We start from the raw sequence: 26,730 nt of genomic DNA, 5'->3' as shown, positions 1-26,730 counted from the left end.
TTGCTGAAGTGCCGTAAGATTGGGCAGCGCAGTTTTTACCGGGTCTTTTTTGTCTGGTTGGCTGCCAGCTCGCAGGAATGTTCAGGTATACTAGCAGGCCGGATTCAGGTCAAACGTGCAAGTGGTTATGGCAGAGAAAAGTAAACCCAATCGTCCAAAAGACACTCAGATGGATGCGCTCAAAATGCCGCCTCATTCGCTGGAGGCAGAGCAGTCAGTGCTTGGCGGCTTGTTGCTGGATAATGAGCGCTGGGACAGCGTTGCAGAAAAAGTGGTCGCGCGAGATTTTTACAGCCGTCCGCACCGGATGATTTTGAATCAGCCGCCGGATTGCTTGAGTCCGGTCAGCCGCTGGATTTGATCACCCTGTCAGAGCGTCTTGAGCTGCATGATCAGCTAGATGATGTCGGTGGCTTTGCCTATCTGGCCGAACTCGCCAAGAACACCCCTTCTGCGGCCAATATTACCGCCTATGCTGAGATTGTCAGAGAGCGTGCGCTGATCCGCGACATGATTGGGGTCGCCAATGAGATTGCCGATGCCGGTTATGACCCGCAGGGCAGAACCAGCGTCGATCTGCTTGATATGGCAGAAAGCAAGGTGTTTGCCATTGCCGAGCAGCGGACCAATGAGAATGAAGGCCCGCAGAATGTCGATACCATTCTGGAAAAAACCCTGGAACGGATTGAGCTGCTGTACCAGTCGCCTCAGGATGGTGTCACCGGAGTCTCGACCGGCTTTACGGATCTGAATAAGAAAACTGCAGGTCTGCAGGGCTCGGATCTGATTATCGTGGCGGCCCGTCCATCTATGGGTAAAACGACCTTCGCGATGAACCTGTGTGAAAACGCAGCCATGGAGCAGGAAAAACCTGTGCTGATTTTCTCGCTGGAGATGCCCGCCGAACAAATCATGATGCGTATGCTGGCGTCGCTGTCGCGGGTGGATCAGACCAAGATCCGTACCGGACAGCTGGACGATGAAGACTGGGCGCGCATTTCGTCGACCATGGGTATACTGATGGAAAAGAAGAACATGTACATTGATGACAGTTCTGGCCTGACCCCGACAGATGTCCGCTCTCGTGCCCGCCGGATTGCCCGTGAACATGGCGGTCTGAGCATGATCATGGTCGACTACCTTCAGCTGATGCGGGTGCCTGGCTTGCAGGATAACCGGACGCTGGAAATTGCCGAAATTTCCCGCTCGCTCAAAGCCCTGGCGAAAGAGCTGAATGTGCCTGTGGTGGCGCTGTCGCAGCTGAACCGCTCGCTGGAGCAGCGTGCCGATAAGCGCCCGGTGAACTCGGACTTGCGTGAATCCGGTGCCATCGAGCAGGATGCGGACTTGATCATGTTCATCTACCGTGATGAGGTATATCACGAAGACAGTGCACTGAAAGGCATTGCAGAAATCATCATTGGTAAGCAGCGTAATGGTCCTATCGGCAGCGTGCGCCTGACTTTCCAGGGCCAGTTTTCCCGTTTCGATAACTATGCCGGCCCGGCTTTTGATGATGAGTATTAATCTCTCCCAGCAGTAGGAAAATGAATGAAAGCCGCAACCGCCTATATTGATCTTCAGGCCCTGCGCCAAAACGTCAGTCTGCTCAGACAGCACACGCCAGGCTGTAAGTTGCTCGCCATGGTCAAAGCCAATGGTTACGGGCATGGTCTGGCGCAGGTGGCAGCGGGACTGCCGGATGCCGACGGCTTTGGTGTCGCGAGAATCGAAGAAGCCCTGTCGTTGCGTGCCTGCGGCGTGGTCAAACCTATTCTCCTGATGGAAGGCTTTTATTCGCCCTCGGATTTACCTGTGCTGGTGACCAATAATATTCAGACTGTGGTTCACACCATAGAGCAGCTGGAAGCTCTGGAGCAGGCCGTGCTGGAGATGCCGGTGAAAGTCTGGCTCAAAATTGACAGCGGTATGCATCGCCTCGGCGTGCGTCCGGAAGAGTTCCAGGCATTTGTCGAGCGCCTGCATGCCAGCCAGAATGTGGCGCAGCCGCTGCGCTATATGAGTCATTTTGCCTGTGCCGATGAGCTGGACAGCCCGGTGACAGACAGCCAGATTCAGACTTTTATGTCTCTGACGCAAGGTTGCCGGGGGAGCGCTCTCTGGCCAATTCCGCCGGTATCCTGGCCTGGCCGGACAGCCACCTGGAGTGGATTCGTCCCGGCATTATCATGTATGGCATTTCGCCGTTCGCGGATCAGACACATTCTGCCGAGGCCTTTGGTATGCAGCCTGTGATGACACTGACTTCCAGTGTGATTGCGGTGCGGACGGTCAAGCAAGGGGAAGCGGTCGGTTATGGCGGCTCCTGGGTCAGCGAGCGAGATACCAAAGTCGGCGTAGTGGCCATCGGTTATGGTGACGGTTATCCGCGTACCGCGCCGAACGGTACGCCTGTGCTGATCAATGGACGGCTGGTGCCGATTGCTGGCCGGGTCTCTATGGATATGCTGACGGTTGATCTGGGACCGGATGCCACGGATCAAGTCGGTGATGAAGCTATTCTCTGGGGGCAGGGATTACCCGCCGAGGTGGTGGCCGACCATGTCGGGACCATCGCGTACGAGTTGGTCACCAAGCTGACCTCGCGCGTGGCCATGGCCTACAGGTGAGGGGAGCCGGATGACGCTGGATAAAATCAAGAGTCATCTCCATAGCAAACCTAAGCCAGGTTCTCTACGACAGGTCGCGGCGATAGCAGCGGCCTGTTTTTTTCGGCCGGTATTTATGCCGCAGATGATGGCGTGAAAGTGAATACCGGCCAATATGACGACGATGGCGAACTGAGCTGGGCAAAAGATTATGCCGTGGTGCCCTTTGCTTTTTATACCGACAATATCGGTTTTGCTCTGGGGATGGCCGGGGTGGTCAAAGGCGTTTTTCAGCCGCAGGCCTCACTGTTCGGTGCCGGGCTGAAAGGAAACAAGGGCACCTGGCTGACCTATATGCGCGGCGATAACTTTCGCTTCAGCAATGACAGCCGCTGGCTGCTCGGTGCCGAGATCTACAACGCCGATTTTCAGCAGTCCGATTTTTATCTCGGCGAGGCGGCCAGCAATGATTCAAGCGCCCTGGATGCCTTGAACGCCAATGCCTATGATGCCCGATACCGGCTGTTTGCCCGTTATATCTTTCCGCTGGGCTCTGCAACGGCCAACCCGCTGGCCGCCCTGGCGCTGGAGCGGCCACTGACCGGCAGTACCCCGTGGCAAAGCGGGATCACCTCTCTTGAATTTCGTCCATATTATCAGAGCCGCCGCTTTCACGACTCCCCGCCTTTGCCGGACACGGAATTTGCCGATACGGATGAGGTCTGGGCGCTGGAAACCCGCCTGGAGTGGGATAACCTCAACAGCGAACATAACCCGAGTCAGGGGTCGCACAGTCTGCTGACGGTGACCACAGATCCCGGCGGCAGCGATCGGGAAAGCTGGTGGCAGTGGGAGCTGAGCCAGAGCTGGTTCTGGGATATCGGACCTGCCGGCGACTGGTTTGATCAACAGGTGATCGCCTTCAATGCCTATGTCTCGGATGTGCCAAGCTGGCATCAGAGTGAGCAGGTCGATGGGCAGACCCGTTATCACAGGCCACCGGAATTTGCCCGCGCCAGCCTGGGCGGGCTGTTTCGCCTGCGCAGCTATCCCGGCGGGCGTTTTTCTGACCGCAGTGCGCTCAGCTACAGCATGGAATATCGCGTGATGCCCGAATGGCAGCCGCTGGGCGGCTGGCCGGTGTTTGACTGGTATGATGTCCCCTGGTGGCAGTGGGTGCTGTTTACCGATTTGGGGCGGGTGGCAGACGCGTTTGATCTTGCTCAGCTGAACCAGGACATGCGCTGGAGTGCCGGTGGCGCAGTGCGCTTTCAGGTGGAAGGTGTGGTGGTCCGGGCTGAAATGGCCTGGGGCGAAGAAGAAAGTAGTTTCAACGTCATGGTCAATCAGCCCTTCTGAGAGCGGTGCTTTAGCTGTTCGTCCGCCTGGCCAAGAGGAGGGAATATCCGCGCTTCAGCAAATTCTGTACAGTGCCTCCCCCTTTGACGGGGGAGGCTGGCTGGGAGGGAGTTGAGTTACAGACTCAAAATCCGCGCAGCTGAATGCGGCGCAGAAATTCTGTCATCACCCGGTCGTAGAGCAGATCGCCAAGGAAGGCATCTTCGACTTTATGATCGATACTCGGGTTATCGTTCACTTCGATCACCACCACCTGACCATTCACTTCCTTCAGATCGACGCCGTACAGACCGGACCCAATCTGGTTGGCCGCTTTGAGCGCCACCTCAATCACGTTCTTCGGCACCTGTTTCAGATCCAGGGTTTCAAAGCCGCCCGAGGTGACCCGGCCGCTGTTATGGTGCTGGTAAATCTGCCAGTGGCCGCGGCTCATATAGTATTTACAGGCGAACAGCGGCTGACGGTTGAGAATCCCAATCCGCCAGTCAAAATCGGTTGGCAGAAATTCCTGCGCCAGAATCAGTGTACTGCGCGCAAACAGGGTATCCATTTGGGTCAGCAGCTCTTCGCGGGTTTTCACTTTGACCACGCCGACGGAAAAAGCACCGTCCGGCACTTTCAGCACCATCGGGAAACCGATGTCGTTTTCGGCCTGCTCAAGCCAGTTCGGATCGAAGCTTTTCAGCACTACGCTTTTCGGGGTCGGGACTTTGTGCAACCGCAGCAATTCGGTGAGAAACACCTTGTTGGTGCATTTCATGATGGATTCCGGATCGTCCATGACGATCAAGCCCAGCTTCTCCGCCGTTTTGGCAAATCGGTAAGTGAAGTTGCCAATATTGGTGGTGGCGCGAATGAACAGGCCATCGAATTCGCCCAGCCGGGAGAGATCATCCGGCGTAATGGGCTGCAGCCGCATGCCCAGGCGCTTGGCGGCCTTCTTAAAATTGTGCAGTGCCGCGCTGTCTGATGGCGGCATCTTTTCGTTCAGATCGACCAGCAAGGCCAGATCGTAGCGCGCATTTTTGTTGGGCTTGGGTGAACGCCATACCTTGTTGGAAAAACGTTCCAGCGCCTCGGCAAACAAATCCTGCTCAGGATCCGTCAAATCCTGAAACGGGAACGGCGTGATCTGATCTACCTGCCAGTGCGAATCGGAGCGGCGGATGACCACTTGAATCACAGGCACCATGAAGTGCTCGAACAGGCGGCGCGCCATTTTCTCAAAACCGGGTACTTTGGACTGACCAAAGTAAATTTTTTCTTCGAGCTGATCCCCAGACGACTGCAACTGGTGTGCAAAGGCTTTTTCCAGCTGGTCTGACGGTACCGACAATAAGAAAGGCTGAGACAAATCATTGATCGTCATCACCCGGGGAATCACCCTGTGCCCACGGGCTTCGGCCATCAGCGAGCAGTAATAACCGCTGCTCATGTAGCCGTAGTCCCGGCACAGGTTGATGACCTGAGTGGCTTTGTTTTCACAAAATGCGCCCTGCTGCAAATAAGTATCGACAGTGACAACCCTGTCAGAGGGAAAGTACTGCCGCCAGTCACTGTCGTTGTCGGTAATAATGAGGACTTTTGTCATCTTTTTCTTCACCTATAGCCTTACGGCTAATTTTGGGATTAAATCGAACTAGTCCACTCAAGTGTGAATAAGTCCATGATAGTCCGTATTGCACAGCTTTATGATCTAGATAGTTTAAATGCTCTCGAGGCTCAGCTTTTCGACGGGGATCGAATTTCTCCCCGTCAGATGCGGCGGTTTATTAAATCACCCCAGAGTGTGCTGTATGTCGCGGAAGATGAAGGCCGAATCGCTGGCTATGGACTGGTGTTGTTTCACCGGGGCACCCAGCTGGCGCGGTTGTATTCCCTTGCCGTCGATCCCGTTTACCGAGGCAGGCACATTGCTCAGCAGTTATTGTCTGCCTGTGAAGCGGCGGCGTTGGAAAACGGTTTCAATACATTAAGGCTGGAAGTGCGCAATGACAATGTCGCGGCGCGAAATCTTTATGAAAAATGCGGTTATAAACCATTAAAAATTTTAATCCATTATTACGATGATCTGGCCGATGGCGTCAGGATGCAAAAACGCCTGAGCCCTATGGAAGCGAAGCATTTGCTAGCGCTTCCTTTGTATGTGCAAACCACGCCATTCACCTGTGGTCCGGCATGCTTAATGATGAGTCTGTCTTATCTGGATGCTGAATTTCAGCCTAGTCGTCAGCTGGAAATGCAGTTGTGGCGAGAGGCCACCACTATCTTCATGGCATCGGGCCACGGCGGGTGCAGCGGGCAGGGTTTGGCGCTGGCGGCATACAGACGCGGATGCAAGGTGGAATTGTGGGCGCAGTCACTATCGACCCCTTTTATTGACAGTGTTCGCGATCCCAAGAAAAAGGACATTATCGAACTGGTCCATCAGGACTTTTGTCAGCAGTTGGATGAAGCGGGGGTGCCAGTGGTGGATGCCATGCCTGCGGTCAGTCAGATCGAAGAGTGGCTGAAACAGGGCTGCTGTCTGCTGATGCTGATCAGTACCTACCGTTTTAACGGCTGCAAAGAGCCGCACTGGATTGTGCTGAGCGGCGTCAGCGATCAATTCTTTTTCTTTCATGACCCCTTTGCTGAAGACAAGGCAGACAGCAGTCATCGTGCGCATATTCCGCTCAATAAAGCTGGTCTGAGCCAGATCCTCGGTTTTGGCCGCCAGAAACAGACGGCCTGTGTGGTGATCAAACCCTAGCGAGTATCGCTTCGGCTTTTCTTTGCTGTCAGGGGCCTGATATGGGGAGTTACATACCGAACGGGAAATCTTTCATCCCCTGTTGCAGCGCTTCCCTTACCGGGCCCAGCGCTTTGGCATAGGCCGCCAGGGATTGAACGGTATATGTCGCCCGGGCGTGGAACCGCTCATCACTGACGACCTTGTCGGCAGACAGCAGGGTTTCACAGTCGCGGAAGATCAGGTGATCCGGAATGAAACAGGCGTGGTTATTTTTACTCCCCGTCATACGCAGCTCACTGATGGGGTAGACCCCGTTCACGCTGGCGGAAACACTGGCCAGCAGAACGGGTTTGTGCCCCAGCTCTGCTGAGGTGCAGAGCAACAGGAAGTTTTTCAGCGCAGGGGTCGCCATGCCGTGCCATTCGGGCGTGATCAGTACAATGGCATCCGATGTTTTCAGATCGTCGGCGAAGCGTCTCCATTCGCTCCATTCTTCACTGCCACGCCAGACGCCGTCATTCCACAGCGGAAATTCAAGAACACTCAGATCGAACACATCGGCCTTCTGGAAACCCTCACTGAGAGCAAGGTGCTGTAAATAGAGCGCCGCTTTAGCACTGTACGACTGTTGACGGTGGCTGCCTGAAATAATGCTGAGTTTCATGGTTCTTTTCCTTGTGTCATTGCTGCGGACATGTTCAGTGATTGAAAATAGATAGCTTTGTATTAAGTATCTTTATGAAAAGGTATGTGACTAAAGATAAATCTGATAAATCTTTTTATCAAGTATCTTTTTAAGAAGGTAATTAAAACTGTGTCTGCAACCTGATGAATCAGCGCCATGGCTGGCTTTCTGACAAGGCTGGTGGCTGGATTCAGAGGGGGACTGTTCCGGCAGAATTATGGTTCATCTGTTGTTCAATTTCATCAGCCATGGGCAGGAAGTCAGGTCAAGGTGACGCTGGATGCTACTGTCTCAGCTGACGTATGTCGCTTTTATCTCTTTATTCCTTTCAGACTGCAGGATAATTTCCTATAGTTTAGCGGCTGTATACGATTCACCGAAAGCGTGACCTGGAGCAAGGCAGGTCGGGCGGTGGTAGCGGCATAATGAACAATAAGTTGTAAAATTACTAAAATGTCGCCATGCTTATGGCCAGTTTGGCTGTGCAAACGCCGTTGAATTGGACATTCACTGCAGCGCCACCGGTTGTGCTGTAGTGAAAAAATAACACATCAGGAACGTCATTATGTTGAAAAACATTAACCCCACGCAAACAACTGCCTGGCAGGCACTGACTGCCCATTTTGAACAGGCGCAGGATCTTCAGCTCAGTGAGCTGTTTGCTAAAGACTCATCACGTTTCGAGACGTTTTCCGCGGCGTTCGGCAACGATATCCTGCTGGATTATTCAAAGAACCTGATCACTGAAGACACGTTGGCCAAGCTGTTTGATCTGGCGGAGCAGACCGAGTTGAAATCGGCCATCGCGTCTATGTTCAACGGTGAAAAAATTAACCGCACCGAAGATCGCGCCGTACTGCACGTTGCGCTGCGCAACCGCAGCAACACGCCAGTGCTGGTGGACGGCGAAGATGTAATGCCGCATGTGAATGCCGTGCTGGCGAAAATGAAGCAGTTCTCCGACCGGATCATTGGCGGTGACTGGAAAGGGTACACAGGCAAGGCGATTACCGATGTGGTCAATATCGGCATCGGCGGCTCTGATCTGGGGCCTTATATGGTGTCGGAAGCACTGGCACCGTACAAAACCCGTCTCAACCTGCATTTTGTCTCTAACGTGGACGGCACCCATATTGCCGAGACCCTCAAGGGGCTGAACCCGGAAACGACCCTGTTCCTGGTGGCGTCAAAAACCTTCACCACTCAGGAAACCATGACCAACGCCCATTCGGCGCGTGACTGGTTCCTGGCGGAAGCCCAAGATCAGGCGCATGTGGCGAAGCACTTTGCTGCGCTGTCGACCAATGCCGATGCGGTGTCTGCCTTTGGTATTGATACCGCCAATATGTTCGAGTTCTGGGACTGGGTCGGCGGCCGTTATTCACTGTGGTCAGCGATTGGTTTGTCTATCTGTCTGGCTGTGGGGTACGAGCGTTTCGAAGAACTGCTGGCCGGTGCGCATGCGATGGATCAGCATTTTGCCCAAGCACCGCTGACCGAGAACCTGCCGGTTATTCTGGCGCTGATTGGCCTGTGGTATAACAATTTCTTCGGTGCCGAGTCCGAAGCCATTCTGCCTTACGATCAGTACATGCACCGTTTTGCGGCGTACTTCCAGCAAGGCAACATGGAATCGAACGGTAAGTATGTCGACCGTGGCGGTAATCCTGTTGATTATCAGACCGGACCGATCATCTGGGGCGAGCCGGGCACCAACGGCCAGCACGCGTTCTACCAGCTGATCCATCAGGGCACCAAGCTGATCCCGTGTGACTTTATTGCCCCGGCAATCAGCCACAATCAGCTGGGTGATCACCACCCGAAACTGATGGCGAACTTCTTTGCCCAGACCGAAGCGCTGGCATTTGGTAAAACCCGCGAGCAGGTGGAAGCCGAGTTCACTGCGGCCGGTAAAACGCCGGAAGAAGCCGCAGAGCTGGCGCCTTTCAAAGTGTTTGAGGGGAACCGTCCGACCAACTCTATTCTGGTCAAGCAAGTCACCCCGTATACCCTGGGTGCACTGATCGCGATGTATGAGCATAAGATCTTCACTCAGGGCGTGATTTGGAATATCTACAGCTTCGATCAGTGGGGCGTTGAGCTGGGTAAACAGCTGGCCAATCAAATTCTGCCGGAACTGGCGGACAACGCGCCGGTGAGCAGTCATGACAGTTCGACCAATGGCCTGATCAATACCTTCAAGCAATGGCGTCAGTAATTCAGTCGTCAGCCTGAAATGATAAAACGCCGCTTTTGCGGCGTTTTTCTTAGTTGCGGTATGCCTTAGGGTTAAGACAGGGCGACCACTTCGCTGGCTTGTGGGCCTTTCTGGCCGTCAGTAACGATAAACTCAACGTTTTGGCCTTCTCTCAGGGTACGACGTCCCTGAGCCTGAATGGCGCTGAAGTGAACAAAAACATCTTTGCCATCCGCAGCAGAGATAAAACCAAAACCTTTATCATCGTTGAACCATTTAACGGTTCCTGTCAGTTTGCTCATTTGACGATCTTTCCTTTGTAATCTATTCCTTGCGTTACCCGAAGGCAGGCAACACGAATGCTATTCACAGGTATCTTTATCGGTGAGTCGATGCCTAAATAGCATTTCCAGTCTAGATCGTAACCGGAAGGCGGGGCAATGATTTATGCGTTATTTATGCAAAAAGGATGAAAGAATTAAGCATGGTCACGCCAATAGGTCAGGCCAGTTTGTACTGGCCTGCAGAAAAAGACGTGCTATGTAAGAAAGTTAGCGGTCGAAGCTGATTTCGATGAAGGCTTTGCCGTATTCAGATTCAAACGGCATGATGATGATCGCCCCTTCGCTCTTGTGCGTGATGGTGTGGCCGCGGCCTGACACAACGGCAGGCGTGGCCATTTCAAAGTCATAGCCTTTTTCAGACAGAATACGTTTCGCGCCGCCTGTCACCATATTGGTGATCTCGCCGACCATATCGGTGACTTCATCATTGATGCCATTGGGCCGTTCGCCCAGCATGCGCTGCATGATTTCCAGCGCCAGGCCTTCATCAAAGGTAATGGACATTGAACCTCTGGTCTGCGGGCCAATCATACCAATCAGGCCAGATACATCACCACGGGCGACTTCATCTTTTTTCAGCAGAGGTTTTTGCGGGGCCAGCTCCATTGACGCCATGGTCTTGAGCACATTCAGCAGAGAGGCCAGAAACGGGTTTACAAATTCTGCTCGCATAGGATCTGGATTGCCTTGTTGTTGTTCAGAAACGGACTACTTCTTCAGTTGGCATGCTCGGCACACACCGTGGCTTTCAACCACATGGTGAGAAATCTGAAAGCCTTGCTGTTGTGCCTTTAGTTTTAGCATTTTAGCCAATTCATCGTCGTGACATTCCTCCACATGACTGCATTCATCGCAAATTAAAAGCTGTGAACAATGAGAGGCATGGTCCAACAGATTGCAGGCGATATAGCTGTTTGTCGACTCAACTTTATGCACAAAGCCCTGGGCCAGCAGAAAGTCGAGTGCGCGGTACACAGTGGGAGGCTTGGCCTGAGGTTCAGTTTCCCGAAGCAAATCAAGCAGCTCGTAAGCACTGATAGAACTTTGACGCTCAACAATCAGTTCCAGTACTTTCTGGCGTTGCGGGGTCAGCCGGACTCCACGTTTATCACAGAGTGTTTGGGCCTGATTCAGCAGTTGCATATGATTTGCCATACTTCCTCAAAAAAGCGACTAGCGTCATAGTCTATCATAGCATTTCAAAAACCTAGCTCTGAGAGACATAATCCAGCACGGATGGACAAAATTTTCGTGTAACTGATCACATTCGCATCAGCTGTTAAGAAGATGACGGCAAGATCGATTGATTTATTGACTAGTTTGTCAGTCAAAGATGCCGCCTATGCCGGATATGGGGCTTACCGTGCTGACAGTCATACTCAAGTGTTGTTGCCCTGAATAATGCGAGGCAAAGTGTATGCACAAACCATGAAATGGCAAGCAGGACTTAGGGGCTTGGTCGCTCTTTTCAGGGCCAGCGTCGCGCTGGCCCCGGAGCAGGGTTACTGCAGGTTCTGGAAAGTGTCGCAGTCTTTGGGATTGCCGGATTCGAACCCTGTGCGAAACCAGTTTGCCCGTTGCTCAGACGTCCCGTGGGTAAAGGCATCTGGCTGTACGGCCTGACCTGCCATTTCCTGCAGCCGGTCGTCACCCACGGAACTGGCGGCTTTCAATCCCTCTTCAATGTCGCCCGGCTCAAGCAACTGCATGTCATTGTGAACATAATAGCCCCAGACCCCGGCATAGCAGTCGGCCTGAAGTTCGAGCATCACGCTCAAGCGATTGGCGTCGGCCTCGCTGGCCTGCTGCTGCATCTGGGCAACCTGTTTGTTGGTACCCAGCACATTTTGCACATGATGGCCGACTTCGTGCGCGATGACATAGGCAAACGCGAAATCGCCGGGTGCCCCCAATTTTTTCAGCTCATCCATAAAGCTGAGATCCAGATAAACCTTGCTGTCTGCCGGACAATAAAACGGGCCGGACTGCGCCTGGCCCATGCCACAACCCGTCTGGGTAATATTGGTGTACAGCACCAGCTGCGGTTCGGGATACTGGCCGTCGAGCAGCTTGCTCCATACGGTTTCTGTGGTGCCCAGAATCGCCGCGACAAACTGGGCATCTTCGTCACTGGCCGGTAAACCACCAGTTTGCGCGCCTTCCTGCTGCATGGTTCCTGGACCAGGAGCAGAGCCCGGCTGGACATCCATCATGCCCGCTCCACCAGTAAAGTACTGGTAGGCAAGGTATATCCCACCGACCACCAGAATCAGTTTCCCTACTTTGGTTTTGAGCAAAAACGGGAGAAAACGCAGCAAACCAGCGACAGCCATCCCGGAGCGAGCCGGCCCCTGACCACGTCTGTCATCGATGTTGGTACTTTGTTTGGTGTTGCGCCAGCGCATAGGTTTTCCCCTGAGTCGTCAAAGAGGTTCTCAACAAGTCTGAGCGAAAAACGGACATTTTTCCTGTTACACCCTGAGACGCGGCCATTTTTTTGTTTATCAGCACAACATACTCTGCTGTTAGCCAAGATCTTCTGTTTTACAAATTCGGGCAAAATTAGCATTTAGGCCTGCTGTAAAGTCGGGCTGTTGAAAAGATACGGATGATCTTTGCCCTTTTACATCTAACATAATGAAATATAAGTGGTCATGAGCAGATTTTTTACCTGTTCGGATTTGTTTACATCCTTCCTTGTGCGAAATAAACCCGGAGTGCTGGACATAAAATTATATGAAAACAGCAACTTATTTATGCCTTGTGATGGGTCACAACTTGGATGCAACCACTTATAGCTCTGTTTCACTGATAAAATTCAGTATTTATCTCTTATGTGTAAGAGCTTTGTTGCGTATAGGTTTTAACTGTGCCGGATGTGAGGGGTAGGCCATTCCAAGTCACGGACAAACATAAAAAGGAATAACAATGTTGAAGACAATGCTAGGTTGCTGTATCACGTCTGCGCTGGTATTAACCAGTGCCGCTTTGCAGGCTAACGACTCACTGGCTGCGGTCAGTTCAGAGTCTCAGGCTCAGCTGATCACCGCGGCGCCTGAAAAGGCCGTTGCCAATCAGTATATCGTGGTGTTCAAAGAACCGGCGTACATCGCCAATGATCTCGCCGCGCGTGCCGAGTTTGTGGCCCGTACTGTCGAGTCGATCAGCACGCTTCATGCCGTGAAGGCGGAAAGGGTGTTTGATTCAGCCCTGAGCGGCTTTGTTGCTGAGCTGACGACAGAACAACTCAATGCACTCCGCCGGGACAATCAGGTCGACTACATCGAGCAGGATCAGGTGATTTCACTCGATCCGGTTTTCCCTGAAGCCTTTGATGCGCAGCAGACCAATGCCACCTGGGGCCTGGATCGCGTGGATCAGCGCAACCTGCCGCTGGACGGTAATTTTGTCACCCAGTATAACGGCACCGGCGTGACGGCATATGTCATTGATACCGGTGTCACCACCACCCATGCCGAGTTTGGCGGCCGTGCCCGTTCCGGTTACGACTTCGTCGATAACGACAGCAATGCCACCGACTGTAATGGCCACGGTACACATGTGGCCGGCACCATTGGCGGGACGCGCTACGGTGTGGCGAAGAACGTCAGCCTGGTTGGGGTGCGTGTGCTGAGCTGTAATGGCTCGGGCACCACCTCCGGGGTGATTGCCGGGGTGGACTGGGTGAAACAGAACGCCTCGGGGCCTTCTGTGGCGAATATGAGTCTGGGCGGCGGCATTTCTACCGCACTGGACAGCGCCATCAACAGCGCGGTCAATTCAGGTGTCAGCTTCATGCTGGCGGCGGGCAATGAAAATCAGGATGCCTGTAATGTTTCGCCCGCCCGGGTGGCAAACGGGGTCACTGTCGGTTCGACAACCAGTTCAGATCAGCGATCCAGTTTTTCGAACTGGGGCAGCTGTGTCGACATTTTTGCCCCGGGATCGTCTATTACCTCCGCCTGGTATGACGGCAGTTACAAAACCATCAGCGGAACCTCCATGGCAACACCGCATGTGGCCGGTATCGGCGCGCTGTATCTGGACGAATACCCGAACCTGACTCCCGCTCAGCTCAGTCAGTTACTGGCGCAGCGCGGCACCACAGGTAAAGTGAGCGATCCGCGGAACAGCCTCAATCTGCTGGCTTACAGCGGCACAGACAATGGCGGTGGTGATCCGGGCACTCCGTCAGACGGCAAACTGGAAAACGGTCAGGTGCTCAGTGGCCTGAGCGGGACGTCCGGCAGTGAGCAGCATTACTATATTGATGTCACCGCAGGACGTACCCTGACGGTTCGTACCTCTGGCGGAACAGGGGATGCCGATCTGTATGTGCGCTTCGGGCAGAAAGCCACCAAATCAAGCTGGGATTGCCGGCCTTACCGTGCGGGTAACGGTGAAACCTGTACCGTCACACCCACGCAGACGGGGCGGTATCACATCATGCTCAATGGCTATAACGCTTATGGCGGCTTGTCCTTAGAAGCGAGCTTCTAAACTGTCATCACCGAGAAGGGAATGACGCTCGCGCCCCGGACAAGGACGTTCAGGGCGCTTTTTGGTGAACCCGTCGCCAGTCGTTGAAATGCGACGCTCTGTACCGAATAACCCGACTAGCTTTAATGAAGCTGAGCGCGCACTTCTGCCGCTCTGTTTTGCCTGTCATTCGCAATCCGGCCAACACCGGTTAAGGAGCTGTCATGGGTTTGTTCAACGATATTCTCAATAAGCTGGGCTTTGGCAAAAAATCCCCCCAGACACCAACGCCATCTGCCAATGTCACCTTTGCCCCCGACGAAACCCCTGCTGTTTCTCCGGCACCGGCTGAGCCATCCGCACCGGCGATGGAAACTGTCGATGTGGTCGCCAAACTCGATGCTATGGCTGCCGGCCATCCGGAAGCACTGAACTGGAAAACCTCGATTGTCGATCTGCTCAAACTGCTGGGTCTCGACAGCAGCCTGTCGGCCCGCAAAGAGCTGGCAACTGAACTGGGCTGTCCCGCAGACAAAATGGCCGATTCCGCCCAAATGAATATGTGGCTGCATAAAACCGTGCTGCAGAAACTGGCCGACAACGGCGGGAACGTGCCTGATGAACTGTTGTGACTGAATCAGTAAAAATCGTTTTCTGCATCACCCATCACCCATCAGCCCCGGACTGACGTGGGCTGATTTGGGGAGTGCCCCCTGAACGGCTATCTTTGACCGCTTAGGTAGCCTGAGACCTGACTTGGCGAGTTCCTTTTTCCTGATCATTTTGTATTCTGCATGTCTAATGCGCCCCTGCTTTTTAACGAACACAGTTGCTTTGTACCGCCTGTTATCGCTCTCGGGTGTTGTTTCCGACGATGAATGAAGCGAGATAGTCCTGCTCTGGAAGGGGGACGGCGAGGGTACAGTGAACGGAATTCGTGCAATTTCAATTGAAGTGACAGGAAATTCAGAATGACGCGACACACTGAAAATACTCAGGAAAATCACAGCCTCGCTGGCGATCACCCTTCATGCCGCTTTTCTGTGGCGCCTATGCTCGACTGGGCTGACCTTCAAGCTATTTGAGGGTTTGGGTGTATTGGGGGGTACTATAGGGGGACTGTCTGAGATACGAATGTTGAACGCGATTGTTTATTGGTTCGATGCTCGATAATACGCGCAATTAGCGCCCTGTCTGGGCTAGTGCGCGACTCACGAACCGAATTCATATTTTTTGAGTGTATCTTAAGTTTTACTTAGTTGTATGTAATAGCAATATAGTATAATCCAATTTTTAGTGGAAAGTTAGTTGCCTATTAGCTTTCATGCTGAAGTACTTATAAGATGAATTAACAATTATTTTATTTACGAAAGGATGATTGAAGTGGTGAAAAGGATTGGGTTTATTATTTCTTGTATTTCAGTTTTATTACCATTGATTTTATGGCTAGTTGATCAGGAGTCAAATGAGCTCCATGTCGAATTAGTATCAATAGATAATCTTGCTCCGCAATTAGCAGGAGACTCTGAGTTAAAAATGTTATTTGATGGTAAGCCTGTTGAATCTCCAAACATAATAAACATAACAATTAGAAATAAAGGCTCGGAACCAATTAAAAAAAGTGATTTCGATTCTCCGATCACTTTTGTTTTTGAAGATAAGACAAAAATACTAAAAACATCATTGAAAAGCACATTTCCGCCATCAATTCCAGTGGAATTGAATAATCATGAAAACTCTGTTGTAGTGAAACCATTGTTGTTGAACCAGGAAGATACTATAAATTTATCGATAATGGTAAATGGAAATCCTAATTCTTTAAGTGTTTTTGCAAGGGTGGCAAAAGTAGCTGAAGTAAAATTGTCAGAAGACACTTCTAAAACAACAAAAAAAATACTAGTAAATACACTTTTGATTTTCAGTATGCCTGTTATGACTTGTATTTATATTTATTCGGCTTTTAGATGTTTTTCGGGTGAATTGAAAAGCAATGTTAAGTACATATTTTTATGGGTGGCTTCTGGAACATCAGCAGCATCATTGATGGCTAAACTTGAAACAAGTATTAGTTTTTTTGATAGCTCACTTACAGTACCAATTTCAGCGATATTTTTCATATTAAGTACTATTGTTATGAAAAAACTAAACTTATTTAATGTAGAGAAAAATTTTATTTAAAAACTTGCAGTGCCCTAGATTGGAATTGGGCACTGCATAGTTATCTACATCCTCTGTCCTGACCAAACTACTTCACCAATCACTTCAAAATCACTACTCATGATCTCTTCTTTGCTCAGTTCCCATGGCTGGTAGCTGTCGTTGTCACTGGTGACAGACAGGCCATGCTTTGAGAACTGAAGGCGTTTTACCATTAACTGCCCTTCAAAGCGAAAGACGTAAATTCCATCCCCAGTAAAATGATCAATTTTGTTCACCATGACCAAGCAGCCATTTTTGAGTGTTGGGTACATGCTGTCACCCTTCACAGGCATCAGAAAGACATTGGCCGCCTTCACTCCGACTTCGTTTTGAATGTAGGATTCGCTGAAAACGATGTCACTGGATTTCTCTTCACTCACCACTAAAGCACCGTGTCGGTACTTACTTCAACTTTTAATGTACATAACCTCTTGGTGGAGCTGTCCACTTCCCCTATGCTGAGACAGTCTAAACTGGAGATTTCTGCCACATAACAGCAGGAGATCACCATGAAGAAGTCACGGTTCACTGAAACACAGATAGTCGCGATTCTCAAAGAAGCGGATGCTGGCCTGAAGGTCGATGATATTTGCCGTCAGCACGGGATTAGCAGCGCCACCTACTATAACTGGAAAGCCAAATATGGCGGGTTGGACGCCTCTGAGCTCAAGCGCATCAAAGAGCTTGAAGCAGAAAATGCCAAGCTCAAAAAGATGTTCGCAGACGTCAGTTTAGAAAATCAGGCCATGAAGGAGCTGTTCGAAAAAAAGGGTTGGTAGCCAGCAGCAGGCGCGATTGTGCATGTATGTTGGTGGCTGCAGGTCTTAGTGTCACCCGTGCGTGCCGACTCACGCTTTTGGGACGGGCCAGCTACTACAGAAGTCCCAAGGATTGGCGCATTGCCGACAGCGATGTCATCGATGCCCTGAACGCGGTGCTTGAGAAGTCACCCAATGCAGGATTCTGGAAATGCTTCAGGCGAATGCGACGAAAGGGAAAAGGGTTCAATCATAAGCGCGTATACCGAGTTTACTGCCGGATGGGATTAAACCTAAAAAGGTGTCAAAAACGCGTATTACCGGCTCGCATCGCTACGCCATTAGATGTGGTGAATCAATCGAACTATCAATGGGCACTCGATTTTATGCATGACAGCTTATATTGTGGCAAGCGTTTTCGGACACTGAACATTCTTGATGAATCGACCCGAGAATGTCTGGTGATAGAAGTGGATACGAGTTTGCCCGCAGGACGCGTGGTGCGCGCCTTAGAGCATTTGAAACAGGAGCGAGGTCTGCCAAAACAGCTTCGAATGGATAATGGGCCAGAGCTGATATCGTCCCAGTTAACCGACTGGTGTGAGGTTCATAACATCGAGCTGGTTTATATCCAGCCAGGAAAACCTCAGCAAAATGGGTTTGTAGAACGCTTCAACGGGTCATTTCGCCGCGAGTTCTTGAATGCCTATTTGTTCGAGTCACTTGAGCAGGTTCGGGATATGGCTTGGGTATGGATGTGCGATTACAACGAAGAGCGAACACACGAGAGCTTAGGCAATATTCCTCCGGCTGAATACCGGAGGCAACTGGAAACCTCTAGTTGTGAATTGTCTCGCTAAAGGGGAAGTGGACAGAGCATTTGCAGCCTGTCCTGAAAAGACATGAATTCGTCTTCGTTCACCAAATGAAAGCTCTGTGCTTTTGCCATCGCGACTAATTGCAGCATATCCGGTGTTGGTTTGACCCGTTCAGTTTCCAGATCGCGCCGAAGCACGGAACGAGCCAGCGCGGCAGGATTTTGGCGATATTGAGAAACCCAGCCGGGAGTATGCCCGCGATGAGGTGATTCCGGTCTGTGACTTGATTATGGATGAGGTGAATAACGTCCCGGAAATCTCGCCGTATCGGGATTTGCACCTGGTGTTTTATTTGGCGTAGCCGGGAGATGGGGGAAAATCTCTTGAATAAATTGTTAGAGAGCATTTTAATTTTACCCAATAACATGATAGCGACGCCCTAATAATTTGAATCAGAGTCTCACATTAAGAAAAATATGCATTTCGACAGGAATTTAAGTCTAAATAACTGTTTATCAATGATAAATATTACACTAGCTTAGTGGTTTTTATGTAACTAAGCAGACATGAGTAATAAGAAAAGTATTTTCCCAGTGACATCCATGGCCTATGAATCGCCTGAAAGGCTTAGTCCAATTACACCTGAAGAAGACCTTTATTATAATAAAGCCAGAGAGAATAGTTTTTTCCCAACTTGGTCAATGGCTTATGAAGGCGATTTGCTAGATGGGAAAATAACGCCTCCAATCAGTATTTCACGAAATGTGACTACAAATAACGTCGTTGAAGGTGATCCCGACCCTATTCAATCATTAATGAAAACTCAACGACCATTGTCGGATAAAGTTTTTGCTGGAATCACTTCTGATTCCAAAGATAAAAACTCGATAAAACCCATTAGTCACTTCGGAGATTTTTCTTTATTTATAGGAGGTGAGCCAATAGAAAACAAAAACTATTTCTCCTCATTAAAACCACAAAACTCTCTTAAGGCCTCTGGCTCGACCGCAAGCATAGAAATTAATTTGAATCGGCTAGGTGAATGGACATTTAGCTTTGATGAAACTCCTGTACTTCCAGCATGGTGCGTTGTGTTCTCACCAATAGGAATGGGAGGAAAGCACTTATTAAACAACAATGATCTTTCGAGTGTACGGGAAGCGCCTACAAACTTAATATTTAGAGTAAAAGTAAATAAAGAAGGGAGAGAGTGCCTCATTCCCTTTCAGCATTGCAATCATAATGTCCCAGTTGTAATGGCAGAGAAAATTGAAGTTGATACAGAGCAATATCAAGCTATTTTACCAAATGGGCTTTGTTTGAAATGGGATAGAAATGGCGATAGCCCAATTAACACTAAATCATCACCGATAGGTCGTATGAGGTTGGACAATGTGGATGTTCAACCAGAAGATAGTGGAGATTTTTCAGACATATCCCTGGAAAATAACCTCGTTGAGGAAGTAATAATTTCTTTTCCAGCTGAAAGTAAAATTGAACCTTTGTATTTAACAATGCCCAAATTTATCACTAAATCAGTTTTAGAGGTGAATGCTGGGCTGATGTTCTGGCCCACCGAAGATAAAACAAATGAAGATAAATGGAACCCGGTTCCTAGTGAAGGATATCCAATTAAAATATATCAAACTAAGAGAAAAATGGATGACTACTCAGCAGATGACCTACAATGTGGAGATTTAACATCCTCGGATATTCTAAAAATGGGCGTTATAGAAGTTTTCAATCGCAATAAATCAGAGTTGGACTATGATGCGGATGAGCATTTTGATAATATGAGATCAGGTGTATGGTATGTCTCATGGGGTGAGTATGGTTCAATTATAGGAGAGTTGATTGATAGGTTTCAAGAAAGCACAGGTGAAAAATATTCAAGTCCTTTGCTGAGTAAAGCAATGAAAGAGCATTATACCACTAATGACTTTTCGAATAGCATCTCGAGATACATTGCTAATTATTTAAAAGAAAACAACTGTTTGATTGGAAAAGATTTTTTTAGTGTGATATCACAAAAATTAAATGAAAACGATATTTTACCTAAGTTTTCCGGCTATGGTTCTTGGGGGAATGGCACAGGTATCGCAGTTCATGATGTTTGGTCGGTTATTGTTAAAGTTAAAGAGCTAGAGTTTAATGGCAATCAGTTTAGAGGTATAATCGAATATAAGATACAGGACCATTTTGGGCTTGATAAACCCGATGTTAATGGTGGGAAAAATTTTGAGTTATTATCTCTATTTAGGTCTTGGTTTCTCTTACAAAGATACGAGAAATACGCTTATAAGCCATTTATTACAGAAATGAATTTTGACTATATTATTGAAGGTGAGTTTTAATGTATTTTTCAATATTTTGGTATTTGTTTATATTTATTAATATAATCCTTGATATGTTTGGCATATCTTATTATAACCTTCCGCTAATACTAGGATATTTTCTTGGTCTGACTATACCGTTCACAATTGTTTTCTATCTTGTTCAAACCATTTGGACTATGTACAAGCGTGACTGGAAAAAATTTATGTTCCATCAAATCTGTATGGGAATAATTGCTACATCTTTCTATATACTGATGTATTGAATAGTATTCAATGTTAACTTATTCCATCACATACAATGCCTCAAAGGAGGGTAGTGTTCAAAGTTTTGTGTCTTTTCCTACACTTCCTAAAAAAGGGAGAGGCACATCATGGCTGATAAATACGAAATTGATATCCAGGCATTCGTCAAAGCGCTGCAGTCCGGGCAAAACCTCAATGGCAAGGATGGCCTGCTCACGCCGCTGATCAAGCAGATCACTGAAGCCGCTTTGGGAGCCGAGCTGGACGAGCACCTGACGAATGAAACTTCTGCCAACCGCAAGAATGGCTCCTCTAAAAAGACGGTCAAAACATCGTCAGGTGAGTTTGAACTTGAAACGCCAAGAGACCGAAACGGCACGTTCGAACCTCAGACCGTCAAGAAGTATCAGACCCGCCTGACCGACGAGATGGAGGGGAAGATCCTCTCTCTGTTCGCACTTGGCAACAGCTATTAGAACATCCGCGAACACATCTTAGATCTGTACGGCATGAGTATCTCCAGCGGCACTATCAACACCATCACCGACCGCTTGGTACCTGAACTCAGGGCATGGCAGGAGCGGGATCTGGAGCCGGAGCCGCTCTATCCCTTTGTCTGGCTGGATGCAACTCACTATAAAATCAAGGAGAACGGTCGCTTCATATCGAAAGTCATCTACACGATTCTGTGTCTGACCGTTGAGGGTAAAAGAGCTGCTGGGGCTGTATCTGTCTGAAAATTAAGGCGCACATTACTGGCTCAGCGTGCTGACCGACCTGCAGAACCGCGGCGTCAAGGGCATCCTGATCGCCTCGGTAGATGGCTTGAAAGGCTTCCCGGAAGCGATTGAAACCATCTACCCCAAGACGGAAGTGCAGATCTGCGTTATTCACCAGATCAACAACTCCATGAAGTACGTTGCGAGCAAGAACCAGAAGGCCTTCATGGGCGGATCTCAAGTGTGTCTACAAGGCCGTCACACAGAATGCTGCTGAGCTGGCGCTGGATGAACTGGAAACAAAATGGGGCAAACAGTATCCGTTGGTCATTAAGTCCTGGTGCAGCAAGTGGCACAATCTGTCGGTATACTTCAAGTATCCTGAGCAGATCTGGCGGGCTATCTACACCACTAATGCGGTTGAGGCGGTACACCGTCAGTTCCGCAAGCTCACCAAAACTAAAGGCGGCTTCGCTAACGAAACCAGCTTGCTAAAGCTACTTTATGCGGGGATGTTGAAGGCTTCCGAGAAGTGGACGCATCCGGTGCAGAACTGGAATCTGACGTTATCCCAGTTGAGCCTCCACTTCCCGAACAGGGTCGATCAATATGTGGATCTGTGACTTATGCTGACACAGAACTATGAACACCCTCTTCCGTTACCTGGGCCACTTCTTCAATCGAGCCACCGAGCAAAGGCACAATGATGTGGTTGCCTTCTTTTTTGCGTGGGTCTTTCCTGTCGCGGACCAGAACGGTTTATGGTCTTCGTTCAGATCTTCCCAGCGCAGGCCGCACACTTTGCCAATGCAAATGCAGGTGAGAATGCTGAATTCCAGAATGTCAGTGAATGGGATACGAGTAGGCCCGTTACTACGGAATTCTTGGCGGTCTTTTAACCCTTCTTTCAATCGCTCTAGCTCGTTATCCGTTGGGCGGCGTGTACGTTTCTGGCTTTTACCGACTAAGCCCATTTCAATCAGAACGGGAACAGCTTCTTCAAAGATGTCTGGATTGGCTTTGATATCGAATACTGGTTTATCTTTCAGTCCCCCTTCAGATGCTGTCTCGCTGAGCCTGTCTCTGCCTTAGGTACGGGCGAGTTCCTTTTTCCTGATCATTTTGTATTCTGCATGTATAATGCGCCCCTGCTTTTTAACGAACACAGTTGCTTTGTACCGCCTGTTATCGCTCTCGGGTGTTGTTTTCGACGATGAATGAAGCGAGATGGTCCTGCTCTGGAAGGGGGACTGCGAGGGTACAGTGAACGGAATTCGGGCAATTTCAATTGAAGTGACAGGAAATTCAGAATGACGCGACACACTGAAAATACTCAGGAAAATCACAACCTCGCTGGCGATCATCCTTCATGCCGCTTTTCGGTTGCACCGATGTTGGATTGCACGGACTTTCAGGCGATACCTGGGTTCGTGGTGATTGAGGCGTACTAAAGGCAACCCAGCACAATTTCCAGCACTTCAAATCTCTCATTAAACTCACGTAAACCTTGATTCCTTCACTGACGTTTCTCCTCTCTGTTTTTAGTTCTCGTATTACATCTGTTTGAGAATTTTTTGAAATTATCTAATCTGTATAAATATCTTCGAATCCCTTGTGTTTACTGGCTTCACGGTTAGACACTGGATCATTCTATGCAAGCAGCTTGATCTTACCAATCATCACGTAATTCTTATTAAATCTTTAATTTTCAGTAATTTAAGCATTTACCTTGAGATCTTTAGGGATCTTTCTTTTTTCAATATGCTGAAATTTTTCTCAATTATTGAAATTCTGTTGAGCGTTTATATTTTGTATTTTTATCTTTTTTAGTTTTCCCGCGGCCCAGTATTGGCGGGCTTTAGAGTGAGGTTAGGGCAGGGGAACTATTATCAAAATTGAAGCAATCCAAAACTGCAAAAAAGCTACCGCAAAAACCTCGCAGGCGGGTGTAGAGGAGCGCGGATTACGTGACCCGTTTGTTCCTTTACGTGATCCTCTGGGTGTAAGTGTCGCGGCGTACACCAGGCAAAAGAGAACGCACCCGGTTGGGTGCGTCGAGTGGTTATTTCTATGCGGGTGTATTGTCAGCTGACCTTAGTGCCGGCCACTTCCGCGTTCTGGGTGATTTCATCCACCACAGCATTGGCGATGGCTTCCGCCATCTTGGCAGCCATGGCGAATTCACCACCGGTCTCAAAGCCTTGAGCATTTAGCTCGGTTTCGAGCCTTACTTTCAATGATTCCTTATTCAGTGCCATGGTTACTTCCCTGCAAAAACGGTGGTCGATACATCCACATGCGGCTTGCCTGTGAACGGGCAGATGGTGGCACCGGTGCAGACGCCTTTGCCACCGTTGAGTTTGATGGTGTCAGCATCCTCGATGATATTTTTTGCCTTGATGATGAGGTCTTTGCTGATGGTCAGTTGGTCATTGCCTTCAATGGTATGGATGCGGTCTTTCATCACCGTCAGTTTGTCATCCAGCGCAATGACCACGTCACGCAGCTGGCCGATGACCTGGACCAGATCGCCGGCGATAGCAACTTGCATATTCCCCAAACTGCCGAGCACCAGGTCATCCCCGGCCAGCAGGTTAATGGTACCCAGGGCTTCAATCAGTTTTTTGCCTGTAATTGCTTCAGTGCTGTGCTCATCGATGGTCAGGTGATGCTGGCCGAACTGTCCCTCAAAGTTTTCTGCCTGGTCATTGAGTTTGAATGCATTGCGGTTGTACTGCTGGTCAGTCCTATCGGTGATATTACCTGCAGCATCAATGCGACGGCTCACGCCTTCCCGTTGCTGTTGTAGCTGTTCGCCTGGCTCGATCTTTGGCAATGCGTAATCCCGGCCATAAATGCCGCGGATGATAGGCCGATCATTACGGCCATAGGCGAAAGCAATTTCAACAACCGTGCCTTCCAGCGGATACGCCATCAACCCGGATTCGTGGCCGCTCATGTGCACCGGCAGCGGGACTGAGCGATAAACTGGGACACTGCTGTCAGGCTGCATGTTTTCATTGAGCAGCTGCACGTCGACCGCATAGCGGGGCCGGAATGGATCTGCTGGCTGTCCGGACTGGCTACTGTCGCGCACCGCCTCAACCCGACCAAAGATAGGCAAATGGTAACCTGCCGCCAGTTCCGGGAACTGGTTCAGGGTCTCGCGTTTTTTCGGCGAAACCGGGGTTTCCGTGGCTTGCCAGTAGGCGGTCATTTCATCGCCGTGCAGTTCCAGTCTGGTGATGCGCTTACCGTTCACCCTGGCGCCTGGACGGAACACAGGAAACGGTGCAAACGTCATGCTGTCGGCCATCTGCCGCTGTGACAGCTCCGGCGGTACCGAGAATGCCCGCTGACCAAAATGGCAATTTGCCCAGTTCCCCACATACACGCTGCCATCGGTTTGCTGGTACCAGACAAAATCAGGTACCTCGAATGCTCGCCCCAGGGATGCCATTAACTGATAGCCGTCGCCCTGACTGACGAAATTGGGGATTTTGCGGTCGGTGTAATCCACGTCCTCAGGCAAAGAAAAAATCAGCCCGGTCAGTTGCGTGAGCTTTTCAATGACGTCGCGTAAGCTTGGATGCTCCAGACTTACCGCCCAGCGCTGACTTAAAATCCCGGCGTTTTCCTTGACCATGATTTTGTGATGGCCGTTTTCAGACGGTTGCACCTTCTCGATATAGCCATCAAACCAACGGTGCAACTTGCCGTTATAGCCGACATCAAAGGCAACGGGTTGATGCATTTCAGGCGATTGTTCTGCGCTGAATACAAAAATTGCCCGTCCACCCAGTGACAGTTTGAGGCTGACTTTATGATCGGCCAGTTTCACTTCCTGCTGATTGACGAATAGCCGTGTTTGCAGCTTCACTGGTTCACCTCCTCAGATTGTGCCAGCGCCTGCTGAAATTGAGTCTGGTCCGTTTTCGGGGCTTGCGGTTTGCTGCCTGACTTCTGCTTTTCACGTTGCTCCCGTTGTTCGGCCACTGAGTGATGCTCCCGCAGGCTGAAACTGACAATCCACGCCATTTGTGATTCATGTTCACGGGCATTGATTCGGCCAGAAAATTTGACCTGGCGGATTTTCAACGCACGGGCGATATCATTACCTATCCGGTAGATATGACGCTGGCCGTTGCCATTTTTGTTTCCGGCAAACTGGTAAATCTGGGTTAAGGTCAGGGCGTCTTTGAAAGGGACCAACCCGGTAAAGGTGAGCTGCTTGCCCTTGTCTCCCTGCTCTGCGGTGTCGGTCGCTGAGCTTTGCCCGCTCATATCCTTGTCTTTCAGCTCCATTTGCATTTCAACCCGCATTTCATGCATGCGGATCACCACACCATCGAGACTCAGCATAATAGTTCCTCAAAAAACGTCAGCGGCTCGTTACTGAGCATCAGGCTGGCAATGGTGTACGGATGATTGCCGGGCACTGCAGCGGCAGCTAGTGTGGTTGCCATGGAATGCGGGTTGCCGGAAAGTGGCATGCTCCAGACGCTGCCTTGTAATGATTTCAGGGCGTTTAAATGGTCACTGGCAAATGCCAGGCGCTGTGCGCGTTTCGTGGCTAATGTGGCGAGTTTGCCGATCACCGTCATCTTATCGTCAGCCAATGATGCCAGTGTTGCCAACTGAGCCCCCATGGCAGACGACGCTGCCCGCAATGGCTGAGTATTCAGGCCTGCAGTTGGCTTAAATCTGGGCTGAACAATGGCCGCAGGTTGATGCAGCCTGGTTTGCTCATTGGTAGTCAGCGCGGTCGTGAACCGGGCCACCTGACACCAGTCAGGTAAATTGAAGACACTGGTAAGCTCGGTCAAACGTTGCGCGAATTCTGATAACTGGCTGGCGGTGAGCATGATGGCGAGGCCATACAATGCCCCGGTTGGCCGATGGACATCGACCTGATCCCGCAATTTGCCTGCCAGATGGCTTACCGCCTGCTGTGGATTCAGGTAACGGCCGGACTGCAGTTCACTGCCGACTTGATGCATGTATGGCGAAACCGTCAGCACCGTGCCTGTTTGCTGCAGTGCGTCCAGCTCAGCACGCAAGCTGAGTAACGCCTCAGCTTCCGCACCCAGCGGGTGACGCTGAAAAGTGACTTTTCCGGCAACGGCATTGAGCTGTTCCATTGCTTGAGCGGCAGCATTGCCAACCTGAGCAGTGACCGATTCAGCCTGAGTTTGAATACTGGCCGCAGATTGCGGCCAGGTAAGTGATGATTGTTGCCAAGCCATGAGC

Annotated in this window: 19 protein-coding genes and 5 pseudogenes; 12 read left to right on the top strand and 12 right to left on the bottom strand. The window is 50.2% G+C overall.

Annotation, left to right across the window (positions count from 1 at the left end):
• The first annotated feature begins 127 nt into the window (after positions 1-127).
• The 4 genes and pseudogenes from P4S53_RS07845 to P4S53_RS07835 all read left to right on the top strand — a co-directional run bounded on the left by P4S53_RS07845 (position 128) and on the right by P4S53_RS07835 (position 3,968).
• Positions 128-1,527: pseudogene (locus P4S53_RS07845) on the top strand (replicative DNA helicase).
• A gap of 24 nt (positions 1,528-1,551) precedes the next feature.
• Positions 1,552-2,147, top strand: a pseudogene (gene alr, locus P4S53_RS22635) (alanine racemase); the annotation flags it as partial.
• Positions 2,139-2,630 carry an alanine racemase gene (alr, locus tag P4S53_RS22630; protein WP_442958648.1) on the top strand — a complete coding sequence of 164 codons (492 nt, stop codon included), beginning with the start codon at positions 2,139-2,141 and terminating at the stop codon, positions 2,628-2,630. The pseudogene alr (P4S53_RS22635) and the gene alr (P4S53_RS22630), both read left to right, overlap by 9 nt.
• A 138-nt stretch (positions 2,631-2,768) precedes the next feature.
• Complete coding sequence (locus P4S53_RS07835; protein ID WP_337112242.1) at positions 2,769-3,968, top strand: BamA/TamA family outer membrane protein; 1,200 nt, start codon at positions 2,769-2,771, stop codon at positions 3,966-3,968.
• A gap of 124 nt (positions 3,969-4,092) precedes the next feature.
• Here P4S53_RS07835 and P4S53_RS07830 read toward each other — a convergent pair whose 3' ends face one another.
• Complete coding sequence (locus P4S53_RS07830; RefSeq protein WP_337112241.1) at positions 4,093-5,559, bottom strand: RimK family protein; 1,467 nt, start codon at positions 5,557-5,559, stop codon at positions 4,093-4,095.
• Positions 5,560-5,634: 75 nt separating this feature from the next.
• Here P4S53_RS07830 and P4S53_RS07825 point away from each other — a divergent pair, with 75 nt between their 5' ends.
• On the top strand, positions 5,635-6,720 hold the full coding sequence (locus P4S53_RS07825) for a GNAT family N-acetyltransferase/peptidase C39 family protein (RefSeq protein ID WP_337112240.1): 1,086 nt from the start codon (positions 5,635-5,637) through the stop codon (positions 6,718-6,720).
• 49 nt (positions 6,721-6,769) lie between these two features.
• Here the strand turns inward: P4S53_RS07825 and P4S53_RS07820 are convergent, their stop codons facing one another.
• Positions 6,770-7,366, bottom strand: coding sequence for an NADPH-dependent FMN reductase (locus P4S53_RS07820; protein ID WP_337112239.1), 597 nt, complete (start codon positions 7,364-7,366; stop codon positions 6,770-6,772).
• A 586-nt stretch (positions 7,367-7,952) separates the two neighbouring features.
• Here P4S53_RS07820 and pgi point away from each other — a divergent pair.
• Positions 7,953-9,605 carry a glucose-6-phosphate isomerase gene (gene pgi, locus P4S53_RS07815; protein ID WP_337112238.1) on the top strand — a complete coding sequence of 551 codons (1,653 nt, stop codon included), beginning with the start codon at positions 7,953-7,955 and terminating at the stop codon, positions 9,603-9,605.
• 71 nt (positions 9,606-9,676) lie between these two features.
• On the opposite strand, the gene P4S53_RS07810 is transcribed toward pgi, so the two are convergent.
• From P4S53_RS07810 to ypfJ, 4 genes are all read right to left on the bottom strand, one after another.
• The gene (locus P4S53_RS07810; protein WP_027254038.1) at positions 9,677-9,886 is read right to left on the bottom strand and encodes a cold-shock protein; all 210 of its coding nucleotides are present in this window, start codon (positions 9,884-9,886) and stop codon (positions 9,677-9,679) included.
• Between the two features lie 249 nt (positions 9,887-10,135).
• On the bottom strand, positions 10,136-10,600 hold the full coding sequence (locus tag P4S53_RS07805; protein ID WP_027254037.1) for a chemotaxis protein CheX: 465 nt from the start codon (positions 10,598-10,600) through the stop codon (positions 10,136-10,138).
• A 36-nt stretch (positions 10,601-10,636) separates the two neighbouring features.
• Complete coding sequence (zur, locus tag P4S53_RS07800) at positions 10,637-11,083, bottom strand: zinc uptake transcriptional repressor Zur (RefSeq protein ID WP_337112237.1); 447 nt, start codon at positions 11,081-11,083, stop codon at positions 10,637-10,639.
• A 347-nt stretch (positions 11,084-11,430) separates the two neighbouring features.
• Positions 11,431-12,333: a KPN_02809 family neutral zinc metallopeptidase gene (ypfJ, locus tag P4S53_RS07795; RefSeq protein WP_337112236.1), complete on the bottom strand. Its 903-nt coding sequence runs from the start codon at positions 12,331-12,333 to the stop codon at positions 11,431-11,433.
• Between the two features lie 523 nt (positions 12,334-12,856).
• Here ypfJ and P4S53_RS07790 point away from each other — a divergent pair.
• From P4S53_RS07790 to P4S53_RS07780, 3 genes are all read left to right on the top strand, one after another.
• Positions 12,857-14,428, top strand: coding sequence for a S8 family peptidase (locus tag P4S53_RS07790; protein WP_337112235.1), 1,572 nt, complete (start codon positions 12,857-12,859; stop codon positions 14,426-14,428).
• Between the two features lie 203 nt (positions 14,429-14,631).
• Positions 14,632-15,039, top strand: coding sequence for a DUF3597 domain-containing protein (locus P4S53_RS07785; RefSeq protein WP_337112234.1), 408 nt, complete (start codon positions 14,632-14,634; stop codon positions 15,037-15,039).
• Positions 15,040-15,790: 751 nt separating this feature from the next.
• Positions 15,791-16,585: a hypothetical protein gene (locus P4S53_RS07780; protein ID WP_337112233.1), complete on the top strand. Its 795-nt coding sequence runs from the start codon at positions 15,791-15,793 to the stop codon at positions 16,583-16,585.
• Positions 16,586-16,629: 44 nt separating this feature from the next.
• Here P4S53_RS07780 and P4S53_RS07775 read toward each other — a convergent pair.
• Positions 16,630-17,001, bottom strand: a pseudogene (locus P4S53_RS07775) (S24 family peptidase); the annotation flags it as partial.
• 114 nt (positions 17,002-17,115) lie between these two features.
• Here P4S53_RS07775 and P4S53_RS07770 point away from each other — a divergent pair.
• The 3 genes and pseudogenes from P4S53_RS07770 (at position 17,116) to P4S53_RS07755 (ending at position 22,103) form a co-directional block, all read left to right on the top strand.
• Positions 17,116-18,224 (top strand): IS3 family transposase gene (locus P4S53_RS07770; protein WP_337112232.1). Its coding sequence is split into 2 segments (ribosomal slippage): positions 17,116-17,368 and positions 17,368-18,224, totalling 1,110 coding nucleotides; the frame shifts between segments, so codons are not numbered across the junction.
• A gap of 524 nt (positions 18,225-18,748) precedes the next feature.
• On the top strand, positions 18,749-20,536 hold the full coding sequence (locus P4S53_RS07760) for a DUF3289 family protein (protein WP_337112231.1): 1,788 nt from the start codon (positions 18,749-18,751) through the stop codon (positions 20,534-20,536).
• Positions 20,537-20,889: 353 nt separating this feature from the next.
• Positions 20,890-22,103, top strand: a pseudogene (locus tag P4S53_RS07755) (IS256 family transposase).
• A 25-nt stretch (positions 22,104-22,128) separates the two neighbouring features.
• On the opposite strand, the pseudogene P4S53_RS07750 reads toward P4S53_RS07755, so the two are convergent.
• The 5 genes and pseudogenes from P4S53_RS07750 to P4S53_RS07730 all read right to left on the bottom strand — a co-directional run.
• Positions 22,129-22,526 (bottom strand): annotated as a pseudogene (locus P4S53_RS07750) (site-specific integrase); the annotation flags it as partial.
• Positions 22,527-23,564: 1,038 nt separating this feature from the next.
• Positions 23,565-23,738, bottom strand: a complete 174-nt coding sequence (locus P4S53_RS07745) for a hypothetical protein (protein ID WP_337112230.1) — start codon at positions 23,736-23,738, stop codon at positions 23,565-23,567.
• A 2-nt stretch (positions 23,739-23,740) separates the two neighbouring features.
• Positions 23,741-25,360 carry a hypothetical protein gene (locus tag P4S53_RS07740; RefSeq protein ID WP_337112229.1) on the bottom strand — a complete coding sequence of 540 codons (1,620 nt, stop codon included), beginning with the start codon at positions 25,358-25,360 and terminating at the stop codon, positions 23,741-23,743.
• Positions 25,357-25,842 carry a baseplate complex protein gene (locus P4S53_RS07735; RefSeq protein WP_337112228.1) on the bottom strand — a complete coding sequence of 162 codons (486 nt, stop codon included), beginning with the start codon at positions 25,840-25,842 and terminating at the stop codon, positions 25,357-25,359. The genes P4S53_RS07740 and P4S53_RS07735 overlap by 4 nt, the downstream gene beginning before the upstream one ends.
• Positions 25,836-26,726, bottom strand: coding sequence for a hypothetical protein (locus P4S53_RS07730; RefSeq protein ID WP_337112227.1), 891 nt, complete (start codon positions 26,724-26,726; stop codon positions 25,836-25,838). The genes P4S53_RS07735 and P4S53_RS07730 overlap by 7 nt, the downstream gene beginning before the upstream one ends.
• Between the last annotated feature and the right edge of the window lie 4 nt (positions 26,727-26,730).

The sequence above is a fragment of the Photobacterium sp. Hal280 genome (assembly GCF_037162255.1).
In the GTDB taxonomy this organism is placed as follows: domain Bacteria; phylum Pseudomonadota; class Gammaproteobacteria; order Enterobacterales; family Vibrionaceae; genus Photobacterium.
The sequence above is the reverse complement of the archived record's forward strand: the minus strand, read 5'-3'. Positions and strand labels throughout refer to the sequence as shown.

What these genes read in the sequence shown, in the direction of transcription:
- P4S53_RS07825 (WP_337112240.1), top strand. Translation starts at nt 5,635, where the DNA reads ATGATAGTCCGTATTGCACAGCTTTATGATCTAGATAGTTTAAATGCT.
- P4S53_RS07730 (WP_337112227.1), bottom strand. Translation starts at nt 26,726, where the DNA reads ATGGCTTGGCAACAATCATCACTTACCTGGCCGCAATCTGCGGCCAGT.
- P4S53_RS07820 (WP_337112239.1), bottom strand. Translation starts at nt 7,366, where the DNA reads ATGAAACTCAGCATTATTTCAGGCAGCCACCGTCAACAGTCGTACAGT.
- P4S53_RS07810 (WP_027254038.1), bottom strand. Translation starts at nt 9,886, where the DNA reads ATGAGCAAACTGACAGGAACCGTTAAATGGTTCAACGATGATAAAGGT.
- P4S53_RS07790 (WP_337112235.1), top strand. Translation starts at nt 12,857, where the DNA reads ATGTTGAAGACAATGCTAGGTTGCTGTATCACGTCTGCGCTGGTATTA.
- pgi (WP_337112238.1), top strand. Translation starts at nt 7,953, where the DNA reads ATGTTGAAAAACATTAACCCCACGCAAACAACTGCCTGGCAGGCACTG.
- P4S53_RS07745 (WP_337112230.1), bottom strand. Translation starts at nt 23,738, where the DNA reads ATGGCACTGAATAAGGAATCATTGAAAGTAAGGCTCGAAACCGAGCTA.
- P4S53_RS07830 (WP_337112241.1), bottom strand. Translation starts at nt 5,559, where the DNA reads ATGACAAAAGTCCTCATTATTACCGACAACGACAGTGACTGGCGGCAG.
- P4S53_RS07735 (WP_337112228.1), bottom strand. Translation starts at nt 25,842, where the DNA reads ATGCTGAGTCTCGATGGTGTGGTGATCCGCATGCATGAAATGCGGGTT.
- zur (WP_337112237.1), bottom strand. Translation starts at nt 11,083, where the DNA reads ATGGCAAATCATATGCAACTGCTGAATCAGGCCCAAACACTCTGTGAT.
- P4S53_RS07760 (WP_337112231.1), top strand. Translation starts at nt 18,749, where the DNA reads ATGAGTAATAAGAAAAGTATTTTCCCAGTGACATCCATGGCCTATGAA.
- P4S53_RS07805 (WP_027254037.1), bottom strand. Translation starts at nt 10,600, where the DNA reads ATGCGAGCAGAATTTGTAAACCCGTTTCTGGCCTCTCTGCTGAATGTG.
- ypfJ (WP_337112236.1), bottom strand. Translation starts at nt 12,333, where the DNA reads ATGCGCTGGCGCAACACCAAACAAAGTACCAACATCGATGACAGACGT.
- P4S53_RS07785 (WP_337112234.1), top strand. Translation starts at nt 14,632, where the DNA reads ATGGGTTTGTTCAACGATATTCTCAATAAGCTGGGCTTTGGCAAAAAA.